Origin of the sequence: Thalassospira lohafexi (assembly GCF_002844275.1) — a bacterium.
Lineage (GTDB): Bacteria > Pseudomonadota > Alphaproteobacteria > Rhodospirillales > Thalassospiraceae > Thalassospira > Thalassospira lohafexi.
Genome location: NZ_NXGX01000001.1, coordinates 534,350 through 547,777, shown reverse-complemented (window position 1 = coordinate 547,777; position 13,428 = coordinate 534,350). Strand labels below are relative to the sequence as shown.

The 13,428-nt window shown below is 54.6% G+C and carries 11 protein-coding genes; 6 read left to right on the top strand and 5 right to left on the bottom strand.

Annotated elements, in window-relative coordinates; genetic code table 11:
• Positions 1 to 18: 18 nt before the first annotated feature.
• The 3 genes from ligA to COO92_RS02455 are packed head-to-tail and all read left to right on the top strand — an operon-like array spanning position 19 to position 3,130.
• A complete protein-coding gene (gene ligA / locus COO92_RS02465) occupies positions 19 to 2,127 on the top strand; it encodes an NAD-dependent DNA ligase LigA (RefSeq protein WP_101299576.1) in 2,109 nt (702 codons plus the stop codon).
• 32 nt (positions 2,128 to 2,159) lie between these two features.
• Positions 2,160 to 2,552 (top strand): hypothetical protein, encoded by a 393-nt coding sequence (locus COO92_RS02460; protein ID WP_022734327.1) that lies wholly within the window; start codon positions 2,160 to 2,162, stop codon positions 2,550 to 2,552.
• 8 nt (positions 2,553 to 2,560) lie between these two features.
• Positions 2,561 to 3,130, top strand: coding sequence for a thermonuclease family protein (locus COO92_RS02455; protein ID WP_240626285.1), 570 nt, complete (start codon positions 2,561 to 2,563; stop codon positions 3,128 to 3,130).
• Between the two features lie 88 nt (positions 3,131 to 3,218).
• Here the strand turns inward: COO92_RS02455 and COO92_RS02450 are convergent, their stop codons facing one another.
• Positions 3,219 to 4,184 (bottom strand): DMT family transporter, encoded by a 966-nt coding sequence (locus COO92_RS02450; protein WP_101299574.1) that lies wholly within the window; start codon positions 4,182 to 4,184, stop codon positions 3,219 to 3,221.
• A gap of 150 nt (positions 4,185 to 4,334) precedes the next feature.
• On the opposite strand from COO92_RS02450, the gene COO92_RS02445 reads away from it, so the two are divergent.
• Positions 4,335 to 5,243, top strand: a complete 909-nt coding sequence (locus tag COO92_RS02445; RefSeq protein ID WP_101299572.1) for a LysR family transcriptional regulator — start codon at positions 4,335 to 4,337, stop codon at positions 5,241 to 5,243.
• Positions 5,244 to 5,346: 103 nt separating this feature from the next.
• On the opposite strand, the gene mgrA is transcribed toward COO92_RS02445, so the two are convergent.
• On the bottom strand, positions 5,347 to 6,402 hold the full coding sequence (gene mgrA, locus COO92_RS02440) for an L-glyceraldehyde 3-phosphate reductase (protein ID WP_101299570.1): 1,056 nt from the start codon (positions 6,400 to 6,402) through the stop codon (positions 5,347 to 5,349).
• 167 nt (positions 6,403 to 6,569) lie between these two features.
• Positions 6,570 to 8,594 carry an aminopeptidase P family protein gene (locus COO92_RS02435; RefSeq protein WP_101299569.1) on the bottom strand — a complete coding sequence of 675 codons (2,025 nt, stop codon included), beginning with the start codon at positions 8,592 to 8,594 and terminating at the stop codon, positions 6,570 to 6,572.
• Between the two features lie 242 nt (positions 8,595 to 8,836).
• Here COO92_RS02435 and COO92_RS02430 point away from each other — a divergent pair, with 242 nt between their 5' ends.
• Both COO92_RS02430 and COO92_RS02425 read left to right on the top strand, forming a co-directional pair.
• The gene (locus tag COO92_RS02430; protein ID WP_022734321.1) at positions 8,837 to 9,028 is read left to right on the top strand and encodes a hypothetical protein; all 192 of its coding nucleotides are present in this window, start codon (positions 8,837 to 8,839) and stop codon (positions 9,026 to 9,028) included.
• A 193-nt stretch (positions 9,029 to 9,221) separates the two neighbouring features.
• A complete protein-coding gene (locus COO92_RS02425) occupies positions 9,222 to 9,959 on the top strand; it encodes an SDR family oxidoreductase (RefSeq protein WP_101299567.1) in 738 nt (245 codons plus the stop codon).
• Between the two features lie 85 nt (positions 9,960 to 10,044).
• Here COO92_RS02425 and COO92_RS02420 read toward each other — a convergent pair whose 3' ends face one another.
• Together COO92_RS02420 and COO92_RS02415 are read right to left on the bottom strand one after the other, a co-directional pair.
• Positions 10,045 to 10,926, bottom strand: a complete 882-nt coding sequence (locus COO92_RS02420; protein ID WP_101299565.1) for a 50S ribosomal protein L11 methyltransferase — start codon at positions 10,924 to 10,926, stop codon at positions 10,045 to 10,047.
• 74 nt (positions 10,927 to 11,000) lie between these two features.
• Positions 11,001 to 13,352, bottom strand: a complete 2,352-nt coding sequence (locus tag COO92_RS02415) for an ATP-dependent helicase (RefSeq protein WP_165792270.1) — start codon at positions 13,350 to 13,352, stop codon at positions 11,001 to 11,003.
• Between the last annotated feature and the right edge of the window lie 76 nt (positions 13,353 to 13,428).

The window sequence follows — 13,428 nt, the reverse complement described above, 5'->3', positions numbered from 1 at the left end:
ATACGGAACAAAAAGAATATGAACGCCGAACACGCGTCAGACACACCTAATCTGCCCGACCTCCCTGCATTGCCCGAAACCAGTACCGAGGCACGCAAACAGCATGCGGAAATTTCTGACCGCATTCGCAGTTTTAACGAAGCCTATTACATCAATGATGAACCGCTGGTTCCCGATGCAGAATATGACGCGCTGTTTAACCGCCTGATCGAACTTGAAACCCATTACCCGACATTGAAGAAAAACAGCCCGACACAGGAAGTCGGCGCGGCCCCGGCCGATGGTTTTGCCAAGGTCAAACATTCCCGCCCGATGCTGTCGCTGGGCAATGCGTTTTCGCGCGAAGACATTGTTGATTTTCTGTCCCGTATTCGCCGGTTCCTCAGCCTTACCGCCCACAGCCCGGTTGAGGTGGTTGGCGAGCCCAAGATCGATGGCCTGTCCTTATCGCTGCGCTATGAAAACCGCCAACTGGTGACGGCGGCCACCCGTGGTGATGGTTCGGAGGGTGAAGACGTCACCGCCAATGTGGCCCATATCGGTGACATTCCCCAAACTTTGCCCGATGATGCGCCCGATGTGGTCGAAATTCGCGGCGAAGTTTATATGGCGCGCTCGGCCTTTCAGAAGCTGAATGAAGTGCAGGCCGCGGCCAACGCCAAGACATTTGCCAACCCGCGCAATGCAGCAGCCGGATCGCTCCGCCAGCTTGACCCGACCATCAGCGCCAAGCGCCCGCTTCGGTTTTTTGCCTATAGCTTTGGCGAACTGTCGGAAAGTCTGGCGCAGACCCAGTGGGATTTCCTGCACAAGGTTGAGGGTTGGGGATTTGTTACCAATCCGCTGACGCGTCTTTTGAACGATGCTGACGAGATCATGGCGTTTTACGAGGATCTGGGCAAACAGCGGCCCGATCTTGATTACGACATTGATGGCATTGTCTATAAGGTCAATGACTTTGAACTTCAGCTGCGCCTTGGTTTTGTTAGCCGGTCACCGCGTTGGGCGATTGCCCATAAATTCCCGGCCGAACAGGCTCGGACCCGCATCAATGCCATCGAAGTACAGGTCGGGCGCACCGGTGCGCTGACCCCGGTTGCCCGCCTTGAACCGGTGACGGTGGGCGGTGTTGTGGTGTCAAACGCCACCTTGCACAACCGTGATGAGATCGAACGGCTTGGCGTTCGGGTTGGCGATATGGTGGTCATTCAACGCGCCGGGGATGTGATCCCGCAGGTGGTCGAGGTCATCCTTGATGAACGCCCCGACAACACCGTGGACTACGCCTTCCCCGATCATTGCCCGAAATGTAACAGCCACGCCATGCGCGAAGAAGGCGAAGCAGTGACGCGCTGCACCGGCGGGCTGATTTGCCCGGCACAGGCGGTTGAGCGCCTTAAGCATTTCGTGTCACGCAATGCGTTCGACATTGACGGCATGGGTGCCAAGAATGTCGAGGCGTTCTTTGACAAGGGCTGGGTCCAATCACCCGCCGATATTTTCCGCCTCGAAGACAACCACGCTGACGAAATTCGAAAACTGGAAGGTTGGGGTGAAAAATCCGCGACCAAGCTGTTTGACGGGATCAACGAACGGCGCACCATCGGCCTTGACCGGTTCATCTATGCCCTTGGCATCCGACAGATTGGTCAGGCCACGGCAAAGCTTCTGGCACGGCATTACACATCAATCGGCCAATGGCGCGCGGCAATTGTCGATGCCAATCAGGCCGACAGCGATGCACTGCGCGAATTGATCAATATTGATCAGATTGGTCCGGGGGTTGCCAAGGACCTGATTGAGTTCATGGCAGAAAGTCACAACAAGGATGTGCTTGATGACCTTGAAAGCGTTTTGAACATTCAGGACGTCGAGGCCCCGCAGGTTTCCGACAGCCCGGTCAATGGCAAAACGGTTGTCTTTACCGGTAAGCTGGAACTGTTTTCGCGCAACGAGGCCAAGGTCAAAGCCGAAAGCCTTGGCGCAAAAGTCGCCGGATCGGTTTCAGCAAAAACCGACTATCTGGTTGCAGGACCGGGTGCGGGTTCCAAATTAAAGAAAGCAGAAGAATTAGGTGTTACAGTTCTTGATGAACAGGGCTGGCTTGATCTGGTTGCCACTGCTTAAAACCGTGTCATAACGCAAAGGAAAGATAGCCGATGGAAGACTTGGGGAGTTTTTTTCGCCGTTATGTCGACGCGCATCTGAAGCTTGAGCAAACCGCACTTGATGAATTTTATCATTACCCCAGCCTGATCAATGATCTTTCCGGGGTGCATGCGATTTCATCGGTTGAGGACCTGCACACCTATCATCAGTCTTTCTTTGAAGAATTGAAAACCGCCGATCTGGCCAAGGCAAAATCGATTTTGGTCGAGCAGCACTCAGCCCTTCCCGGCGGGGCTCGCGCGATTGTCTCTTTCCGCTTTGGCAATTCGGAAAACAATCTGATCTTTGATTGCGACTATGCCTTTGCCCTGCTTAAGCAGGAAGATCAATGGCAGATCGTTTTCGCCCAGCTTGACGAAATTCGTTACAGCGATCTGTATTGAGGCCCGTGGTGGAGGAACGCCCCCACATATACCCCCATCTGGCTTTCCTGCCTACGGTATTGGTGTTGGCACTTGGCTGCACCCTGCCTGACGACCCTGCCCATGCAGACCCCGATTTTGACACCCTTTCGGGAACCGCCCGTGCGGTTGATCCCGATACGCTGGAGTTTGGCTTTCGCCGCATTGATTTGTGGGGGGCCGACGCGCTTGAACGGTTTCAGAAATGTTTGGTGAACGGGCAAAGCACGGCCTGCGGTGCCGAAGCATGGCAAGTTACAACCAACCTTTTGGTCGCCACCCCGATCACCTGTGAGGTACGTGGCAAGAACCGCTATCACCGCAACATGGCGGTTTGTCGCAATGCCAATGGTGTCGATATCGGACAAAGCCTGATTGCGCGGGGCATGGCTGTCGCCCGCCGGGATGAAATGCCCGAATATGGCGCGACAGAAGACAGTGCCCGCCAATCACGCAGCGGCGCATGGGCGGGTGAATTCATTGACCCACTGCAATGGCGCCGCGGAGAACGGCTTCCTGAACATGAAATCGAAATCCGTCGCTGGCAACGCGACGAATGATCATCGCCTCATTGTGACGAACAAGGCTCTGTAGCATCTGTCTGAAGAATGCAGTGTCCAAGTCTGGACCAGAGTTTTGACCGGTTGACTATTTGTTTGCTGAAAAGAACGGCCGGGCCAGCAATCGTCCAACACCCGCCAACGTCACACCATTTTTGATTGATGCAACACCGATGATGACGATGGCAAAGCCAGCAATCTGCGGCAAAGTCAAAACTTCCCCCAACAGCAGCCACGCAGCAAAGAATGTCATCGCGGGCCCCGACAGCGAAATCAAGGCTGCCTGTGTTGCCCCAATGCGACGAATGCCTTCATAGAGCAGGAAGAACGGAATAACCGTGCAAAAGATCGATATCGCCGCCGTCCATAAAACACCATCAACGTTCAGGTTCAGCGGGTTTTGCACGATCAGTTCATAAAGAATCATCGATAGACCGGCCATGGTATTGACCAAGGCGGCAAAATGCATTGAACCAATCACCTGGATCATGCGTTGCCCAAAATAAAGATAGGCCGCATAGGTCAATGCCGAGGCAAACGCCCAAAACGCCCCGATCCACAATGTACCCGACACCGCCCCGAAGCCATCCGGGGCCAAAACCAGCACCAAACCAAGATAGGTCACCGCAAAACAGAATATCTGGCGCAACGGCGGCAACCGCCATTTGTGCAGACATTCAAGGATCAGGACAATTGCCGGGAAGGTAAACAGAACAATCCGCGATACGGTCACTTCAATGAGTGAGACCGCCGTAAAATCAAACAGCGCAGCGGCAAAGAACAAGCCGCCATATAATGCCCCCCACGCCAGATCGACCGGTTTCATTAGCCGTTCACCGGGGCGGTTCTTGCCAAAGAAATACACCCCGACCCAAAAGAACGGCATCGCGATCATGAACCGTAATAACAACAGCCCATCCACCGTCATCCCCGTCGCATAAACAAATTTGGCCAGAAGGCCCTTCATGGCAAAGGCGGCCGTGGACAACAGCACAAGCGTTAAGGCCGAACCGACTGGTTTTACAACGGGTTGTGATTGGGGCGTTGAGGTCATTATGGTCTCCGGTTCTCTCTCAAGCGTCACTATCCTTGGCATTTGGTCATTATTCAATTCGAATTAATTGCTATCAGATATCAGTTTTGGCTATATCTAAGGCAGATTGAATTTAATCATCGCACGCATCGCAGCCCAAGGATCAGCAGCATGGATATCAAACAGCTTCGAAGTTTTGTTCATATTGCCGAGCTCGGCAGTCTGTCGCGTGCGGCAGAACGGCTTAATCTGTCTCAGCCTGCCTTAAGCCGTCAGCTTAATCTGCTTGAAGAGGCGCTTGATACGAAGCTTCTTGAACGCACGGGTCGCGGGGTCAAACTGACCGAAGCCGGACAGATGCTGGCGGAACGCGCCCGCGTCATCCTGGGTGATCTCGCACGGCTTGAAGCCGATCTTTCAGCCCGGCGCAGTCAGGTCACCGGGCATGTTCATGTTGGTGTGCCGCCCAGTGCGGGCATTGTGATTACCGGTGCGCTGGTCGAAGCATTGCGTGATCGGTTTCCCGATCTGAACATTTCAATTGCCGAAGACCTGACCGGGGATGTTCAGGAAGGGTTGCTGTCGGGGCGTCTTGATATCGGCATTCTGCATGATGGCATGATATCGCGCAGCCTGCATGCGGAACCGTTATGGCGCGAAGACCTGTATCTGATTTCCCATCCATCACGGGTCGGCGAACAGGAAACCGACATCGCGTTTGAGGATGTTTTATCCTTACCGCTCATCATGCCAACCAACAAACATGGCCTGCGGGCCAAGATGCAGGAAGCCGCCTTTCGTGCCGGTCGGCCCTTAACCCCTGTGGTCGAGGCAGACGCCCTGCGCGTGCTGGTCGATCTGGTGCATCGCGATCTTGGCCATACCGTTTTGCCGCGAAGTTCACTTGTAATGGAACTTTCGACCGGACGCCTGCGGGCACGGCGCATTGTCAGCCCGGAACTTTCGCGCAAGGTGATGTTGTCATGGTTGCATGACCGTCCGCTTAGCACGGGTGGGAAGGCCGTTATCGATACCCTGCGCGAACTTGCCGGAACGATGCCCATGGCCGCCGAACTTTAGGCTCAGGACCTAAGCCCGCAAATTGCGGACCGCAAATATAAAAACCCCGGCAGGAACACCTGCCGGGGTTTTGGATTAATCGCCCAAAAGTTTGAACGTTCGATCAGACAGGTGCTTCTGAGTCAGATGATTTCTGCCACAGGTTCAACGCGCCATCGGTCGCGTATTTGTCGATCTCGATCAGTTCTTCTGCACTGAATTCAAGATTATCAAGTGCATCAAGGCTGTTATCAAGCTGCTGCACATGACGTGCACCAATCAGGGCCGATGTGATTTCAGGGCGACGCAGCACCCATGCAATCGCCATCTGGGCCAGTGTCTGACCGCGACGTTTGGCAATCTCGTTCAACGCACGTACGCGGTTGAGGTTTTCTTCCGTCAGCATTCCGGTCTGGAACGATCCTTCAAGGGCGGCACGGGAATCTTCGGGGATACCATTGAGGTACTTATTGGTCAGAAGCCCCTGCGCCAATGGCGAAAAGGCAATACAGCCCATGCCAAGGTCAGACAGCGTATCAAGCAGACCGTCTTCTTCGACCCAGCGGTTCAGCATCGAATAGGATGGCTGATGAATGACGCAAGGAGTGCCAAGATCCTTAAGAATCGCATGTGCTTCGCGCGTCATCTGCGGTGAGTAGGACGAAATACCGACATAAAGTGCCTTGCCCGAACGCACGATTTGATCAAGTGCGCCCATGGTTTCGGCCAACGGGGTATCGGGGTCTACACGGTGCGAATAGAAGATATCGACATACTCAAGGCCCATGCGTTTCAGGCTTTGATCAAGGCTGGAAATCAGGTATTTACGCGAACCCCATTCGCCAAACGGCCCCGGCCACATGCGATAGCCCGCCTTGGTCGAAATCACCAACTCGTCGCGGTGTTTTTTCAAATCCTGCGAAAGTGCTTTGCCGAAGTTTTCTTCGGCCGATCCCGGGGGCGGACCATAGTTATTGGCCAGATCAAAATGAAACACACCACGATCAAAGGCGCGGCGCATCATGGCGCGCTGGGTTTCATAGACATCGACGCCGCCAAAATTCTGCCAGAGGCCAAGGGTGATCTTCGGCAGGATCAGACCACTTTTGCCGCAACGCTTATAGGTTTCTGCGTCATAGCGGTTGGGGTTTGCCTGCCACTGTTCTTCGACTTCAGCCATGTCTTCCTCCAGTTATCAAAAAGCGGTTAATCGCCTTTATTTGAATCGATCCAATGGACCATTCTTAACACGATCAGAACGTGATTGTCAGTTCCCTACAGACGAAAAAGCCGCCCCAAAGATCGGAGCGGCTTCTGTTTTTCACATCGCGGTAAAACGTTGCGCAATCATGCCCGTTTTTTCTTGATCGGTGCAGTTGCCTTTTGCAGCCATTCAAGGTGATCTTCGTCAAGATCATCGGCATAAAGGGCATAGACCTGCGCGTGGTAGTCATTAAGCCACTGCAGTTCATCGGCATTCATCAATTCCGGATCGATCAATTTTCGCTCAATCGGCGAGAAGGTTAGCGTTTCAAAGCCAAGCATCTTACGGTCCGCGCCAACCGGTCCATCAATTTCGGTGACCGCAATCAGGTTTTCGATGCGAATACCGTATTCGCCTTCTTTATAGAAACCCGGCTCGTTCGACAGGATCATCCCCGGTTTCAGGGCAATCTTGTTGGCCGCCTTGGAAATGCGTTGCGGGCCTTCGTGCACGCCAAGGTAACTGCCAACGCCGTGCCCGGTGCCATGATCAAAATCAAGACCGACTTCCCATAACGGCATGCGCGCCAGTGTATCAAGCTGCTGACCGGTGGTACCAACCGGGAAGATCGCGCGGGCCAGTGCGATGTGACCTTTGAGAACCCGGGTAAAGCGATCCCGGTGTTCCTGACTGGGGTCGCCAATCACCGTGGTCCGGGTAATATCGGTGGTGCCATCAACATACTGACCGCCCGAATCAATCAGGAAAATCTCACCCGGTGTCAGGTTGCGATTGCTTTCGGGCGTATTGCGGTAATGGCACAATGCGCCGTTCGGGCCACTGCCCGGAATGGTTTCAAAACTGGAATCACGAAACAGCGGGTCCTCGGCACGCAGCGACAAAAGTTTATCGGCGGCAACGCGTTCATCAATGCTGCCGTCGGCGGCTGCTTCGTCAAGCCACTTGAAGTAGCGGATAATTTTTTCGCCGTCACGTTTGTGGGCTTTGCGTGAACCTTCAAGTTCGACATCATTCTTGCATGCCTTGGGAAGGGCGATCGGATCACGACCAACCCGAACGGTCGCCCCCGCAGTACTTAGTTGCATGCGCAGCCAATCTGACGCGGTTGCCTCATCCAGTCGCACGGACTGATTGCCCATCGCCTTCAATGCGGCGGACAATTCACCAGGCGCGCGCAAGGTTGCTTCGCCCGACAGCCATTTAACCGTTTCAGGTGCGACTTTGCGGTCATCGATGAACAGTTCCACCGAGGCATCACCGTTGATGATGGCATAGCCAAGTGCCAGTGGTGTTTGCGGCACATCGGCACCGCGAATATTCAAAAGCCATGCAATGCTGTCTGGTGCCGACAAAATGGCACTGTCACAGGAAATACGCGAAAGTGCGTCGGCAATTTGAACACGTTTATCGGCTGTGGACTTTCCGGCATATTCAATCGGATGCGGGCGCACCGGGCCAAGTGGCATGGCCGGTTGTGCGTGCCAAAGTGCGTCAATCGGGTTGGTATCAATTGCCACCAGTTCCGCACCGACCCCCTCACAGGCAGAGCGTAAATGTGCTGCCTGCTGGACCGTGTGCAGCCACGGGTCATAGGCCATTTTCTGGCCGGTTTTCAGATTGTCATGCAACCAGCCAACAACAGGTTCATCGACCAGATGGCGGTATTCAAACAGATCACGGTTAACCTGCTGACGCACCTGAATGGTATAGCGACCATCGATAAACACGGCAGCCTTATCCCCAAGCACCACCGCCGCCCCGGCCGAGCCGGTAAAGCCGGTCAGCCACGCCAGACGTTCGGCGCGTGCCGGTACATTTTCGCCCTGATGTTCATCCGCACGCGGGACAATAAAACCGTCAACACCCTTGGCGGCCAAATAGGTGCGCAAGGCTGCAACGCGTTCTGCTGCATCAAAGCCGTCCTTTGCTTCCTTAAACAGCCCTTTGCGTTCATCACGCAGGGCGAGTAACGCCGAGGTCAGCTCATCACTTGGCGAGGACACAATCAGATCAATCCAGTCGGTACGCGTATCACCATCGGCTGCTGCAAGCACACCATCAATCAGGTCAATGATAGCGCTAACATCCTTACGGACCTTGTCGCGTTCAAGCAGGGTTGCAAGTTGGGCATCGCCGGAAATCGTCATGAACATCCTCTTTCGGTACGTGGGGCAGACACCCTATGTAAGGGTTGTTACCGACCCCGCGCAAGCATCAAAGATTTTGCGCATATTTTATATCATTTACCCGCGACCTATACCCTCACATGCGTCAGGGGTATGAATGCCCTGCAAGCTTCGCAATACAAATTAGCTAAAGATTAACTTATTACATGTCGGTGACAAAAAGATGCCCTGTCGGGACGTCAATTTGCAGGAGACCAAGAACGGTGATCCGTTTTCCTATTACTGCCCTGAGTATCGTACAATCTCGTCGTCGACAGACGGCCTATGACGGTCTTGAGCGCCTGGCCCTCGGTCAAAAAACAGCGCTCGGCCTTGATACTGGCCCTGCCCATCTGGCAGACGATGAAAACTACCGGTCGCCAATCGGTAAAATCGATACACAGGACAAGGATTAACCGGATCAATCCCGCCCGGACTGGTCGGATGCCAAAAGACGCAACGCAGGATCAAGGTTCATGGTCCTAGCGGTAATTTTTGTCTCTTCCCTCTGAAACGGCCCTGCTTCTCCACAGCAGGGCCGTTTCTTTTTGACCAAGCGCGCCCCGCCGCGCCATAGTGCACAAAACAAAGACCATTTTTGGGGTGGCTATGACCAAGACAATCCTTATCACCGGTGGATCACGCGGCATCGGTCGCGCAACGGCCGTTCTTTTTGCCCGCAAGGGATGGAACGTCGCCATCAGTTTTGTCGGCAATCAGGAAAGTGCCGATCAAACCTGTGCGATGTGTGAACGGGCCGGATTTACTGGCAATGCCTTTGCGCGCAAATGTGATGTGCGCGACGAAAATAGCGTTGCCGATTTTTTCGCCGCCGCCCACGAACGGTTTGGCCCGCTTGACGGGGTGGTCAATAATGCCGGGATTGTTGCGCCTAAAAGCTCTCTTGCCGATATGGACATAGACCGTATGAAGGCGGTTTTTGACACCAATGTTCTTGGGGCTTATCTGGTGGCGCGCGAAGCTGCGCGCATGCTGTCATCGGGCGGGGCACTTGTGAATGTATCCTCGGTTGCGGCAAAACTTGGCTCCCCGGATGAATATGTTGATTATGCCGGGTCAAAGGGAGCTGTTGATACCCTGACCATCGGCTTGGCCAAGGAACTTGGGCCCAAGGGCGTTCGGGTAAATGCCGTGCGCCCCGGCATCATTGATACCGAAATTCATGCCAGTGTTGGCCGCCCTGAACGTGTCAAAGAACTGGGGCCAGCCTGCGCGCTTGGCAGGCCGGGTGCAGCGGACGAAGTTGCCCAAAGTATTTACTGGCTGATCTCAGACGATGCGTCTTATGTCACGGGCAGTATTCTTGACGTATCGGGTGGGCGGTAAAGACCGCCTCCCCGACTTTCTTTTGCGTCAAAATGCAAAAAGGCCACGCAATGCGTGGCCTTTTGAATTCCAGTATCCGTTCGGTTTAGCCGACCAGAAGTGTGGTCCAGTTTTCGACCTTGAACCGCTTAATCAGCGACAGGCCAACTTCGCGGTAGGCCGACAGGACAAACTGTTCCTGATGCGATAGCAGGCCCGACAGGATCACAACACCGTCGTCAGACAGGGTGCTGGTCAAATCACGTGCCATGGCCCGCAACGGCCGGGCAAGAATGTTGGCACAGACAATGTCGTAATGCCCAGCCCCCCGAATGCGGGTATCCTGAAAACCGTTGGAGTGAATGGCGGTGACCAGATCGGCAATCTTGTTGATTTTGGCATTTTCACGCGCCACCCGCACAGATGCCGGATCAATATCGGCCATCACAACCGGGCAACGCCATGTTTTGGCACAGGCCATGCCCAGAATGCCCGACCCACAGCCCATATCAAGTGCGTTAAAACGCGGACCTTTTTTGGCCATCCAGTCAATCGCGGCCAGACATCCCTTGGTGGTCTGGTGCTCGCCCGATCCAAATGCCAGTCCGGCATCGACCTGAAGCCCGGTTTTGGCCACCGGCACGCCTTCGCCCCAATGCGATCCATGGACATAAAAACGTCCGACCGAAATCGGCTTGAAGCTGCGCAGGTTCTCACTGACCCAGTCTTTGGGCTCATAGGTGCCAAAGCTTACCGCAGGTGTATCAATCCCCATGGCGGATGCCATGATCGACACTGCGGTTTCGACTTCGCCCTTATCAAACGGTTGACCTGCGAAACCTTCAATGCGCCACGGGCCATCTGGATCACCGTCGCGTTCAAAGTGTGACAGCGCATCACAATATTCAAACAGCGCATCGGCAAAGGCCGCGGCATAGGCGCCATTAACTTCGAACTGGAAGTTATAGCTTAGGACGGGTTCGGTCATATTGCTTCTCGCTTGTCTGGGCCGCGCGCAATCGCCGCCCGGTTAAACAGTCTTCCTGAAATTTGATCCGGGGCTTACCCCGGCAGGATAAAGCTGTCGACCACTTTCTTTGTCCCGACACCTTCGAAATGGATTTCAAGCTTGTTGCCTTCAACTGCGCTTACCGTGCCCGGTCCGAATTTACGGTGACGTACCGCGTCCCCAACCTTGTATTTCGACGATTTCGAATTGCTGCTAAAGCTGACGTCGCCGTCGGGCTTAACGTCAATGACGTTTTTGCGCATCCGGTCCTGCCAGCCGCTTGAGGCAAATTTACGTTCCCCCGCACCCAGAACCTGATTGCGGTTTGAACTTTCATCGGCCCAGCTTGGCATCTTCATCCAGTCATCCGACCCCCAGGCACCGGGCGAATGATTGCCCCCATGCCCGCCAAGGCCGGTATCACTGATCCGGTCAATATGTTCATCGGGCAGCTCATCAACAAAGCGCGACGGCAGCGCCGATTGCCACTGGTTATAAATCCGACGGTTGGCGGCATAAAGCACCGTGGCACGTTTGCGCGCGCGGGTGATCCCGACATAGGCCAGACGACGTTCTTCCTCCAGGCCCTTAACGCCACTTTCATCCATCGCACGTTGATGGGGGAAGACGCCTTCTTCCCAGCCGGGCAGGAAAACATAGTCAAATTCCAGCCCCTTGGCGGCATGCAGGGTCATGATGGTGACTTTTTCGTCCGCATCGTTTTGGACGTTTTCCATGACAAGCGACACATGTTCAAGGAAGCTGGTCAGGTTTTCAAACTCACCAATGGCCGAGACAAGCGCACTTAGGTTTTCCAACCGACCGGGTGCGTCAATTTCCTTGGAAGTGCGCCACATATCGGTATAGCCGCTTTCATCCAGCACGGCCTGCACCACCTCAACATGCGACTTGTCAGCCAGCATTTCGCCCCAGCGTTTGAAATCGCCCAGCAACCCGCCGATACTTTGACGCATTTTGGGTTTAAGTTCTTCGGTATCAATCAAATCGCGGGCGGCAGCAGGCAGCGGGATCGCCTGATCACGCGAATATTGATGCAGGGTCTGAAGTGTGGCCTTGCCAACCCCGCGCTTGGGCACATTGACGATGCGTTCAAACGCCAGACTGTCATTGGGCTGTGCGACCATGCGGATATAGGCCAGCGCATCGCGGATTTCTTGTCGTTCGTAGAAACGCGGTCCGCCAACAACCCGGTACGGAATGCCAAGGGTGATCAGCCGTTCTTCAAATTCACGGGTTTGAAAACCGGCACGCACAAGGATCGCCATCTGCGCGGCACCAATACCATTACGCTGAAGCGCTTCGATGTCTTCACCGACCAGACGGGCTTCCGCCTCCCCGTCCCAGACACCTTTGACAAAAACCTTTTCGCCGGTATCCAGTTCAGTCCAAAGCTGTTTGCCCAGACGGCCATCGTTGAATGTAATCAGTTTGGATGCGGTCGCCAGAATATGCGGGGTTGAACGATAATTTTGTTCAAGTTTGACCACCTTGGCCCCGGGGAAATCAGACTCAAACCGCAGGATGTTGCCCACCTCGGCCCCGCGCCAGCTATAGATCGCCTGATCATCATCCCCGACACAGCAAATATTGCGGTGAACCATCGCCATTGCGCGTAGCCAAAGATACTGCGCGACGTTGGTATCTTGATACTCATCAACAAGGATATAGCGGAAGGTGTTTTGATACTGCTTGAGCACGTCGGGGTGCTTTTGAAACAGGGTCAGGCAATGCAGCAAGAGGTCACCAAAATCGCAGGCATTCAAAACCTTCAGGCGATCTTGATAAATCTGATACAGGTGCTTGGCCCCGCCATTGGCGAACTCGACACTTTCATTGACGCGCTCAGGTGTCAGGCCCTTGTCCTTCCAGCGCTGAATGATGCCCATCAGCTGCTTGGCAGGCCATTTTTTCGGGTCGATCTGTTCGGCATCCATGATCTGCTTAAGCAGACGGACCTGATCGTCGCTATCAAGAATGGTGAAGTTTGATTGCAGCCCGATCAAATCGGCATGACGGCGCAACAAACGGGCCGAAAGCGAGTGGAACGTTCCCAGCCACCATCCTTCGACCGGACGGCCAAGGGCCTGTGCGACACGTTCCTGCATTTCCTTTGCCGCACGGTTGGTAAAGGTCACCGCAAGGATCTGATGGGGATGCAGGCGTTCGCTTTGCGCCTTGGTTTCGAGCAAATGCGCAAGCCGGGTTGTCAAAACACGGGTTTTCCCGGTGCCCGCACCAGCCAGAACCAGCAACGGCCCATCCAGCGTTTCGACAGCGTCGCGCTGCTCGGCATTCAGGTTGTCAAGATATGCCGGGGCCGGGGCGTCTGACAAGCGCATTTCCGGGCTGGCGGCGAATTCATCAATTTCGAAGGGATCATCCATCATGACGGCATATATATCACGCTGAGGTCAGAGGGCCAGTCTTGCATCCCGACCGGGCGACTGAATTTTTTACATA

What these genes read in the sequence shown, in the direction of transcription:
- ligA (WP_101299576.1), top strand. Translation starts at nt 19, where the DNA reads ATGAACGCCGAACACGCGTCAGACACACCTAATCTGCCCGACCTCCCT.
- COO92_RS02460 (WP_022734327.1), top strand. Translation starts at nt 2,160, where the DNA reads ATGGAAGACTTGGGGAGTTTTTTTCGCCGTTATGTCGACGCGCATCTG.
- COO92_RS02450 (WP_101299574.1), bottom strand. Translation starts at nt 4,184, where the DNA reads ATGACCTCAACGCCCCAATCACAACCCGTTGTAAAACCAGTCGGTTCG.
- COO92_RS02445 (WP_101299572.1), top strand. Translation starts at nt 4,335, where the DNA reads ATGGATATCAAACAGCTTCGAAGTTTTGTTCATATTGCCGAGCTCGGC.
- mgrA (WP_101299570.1), bottom strand. Translation starts at nt 6,402, where the DNA reads ATGGCTGAAGTCGAAGAACAGTGGCAGGCAAACCCCAACCGCTATGAC.
- COO92_RS02435 (WP_101299569.1), bottom strand. Translation starts at nt 8,594, where the DNA reads ATGACGATTTCCGGCGATGCCCAACTTGCAACCCTGCTTGAACGCGAC.
- COO92_RS02425 (WP_101299567.1), top strand. Translation starts at nt 9,222, where the DNA reads ATGACCAAGACAATCCTTATCACCGGTGGATCACGCGGCATCGGTCGC.
- COO92_RS02420 (WP_101299565.1), bottom strand. Translation starts at nt 10,926, where the DNA reads ATGACCGAACCCGTCCTAAGCTATAACTTCCAGTTCGAAGTTAATGGC.
- COO92_RS02415 (WP_165792270.1), bottom strand. Translation starts at nt 13,352, where the DNA reads ATGGATGATCCCTTCGAAATTGATGAATTCGCCGCCAGCCCGGAAATG.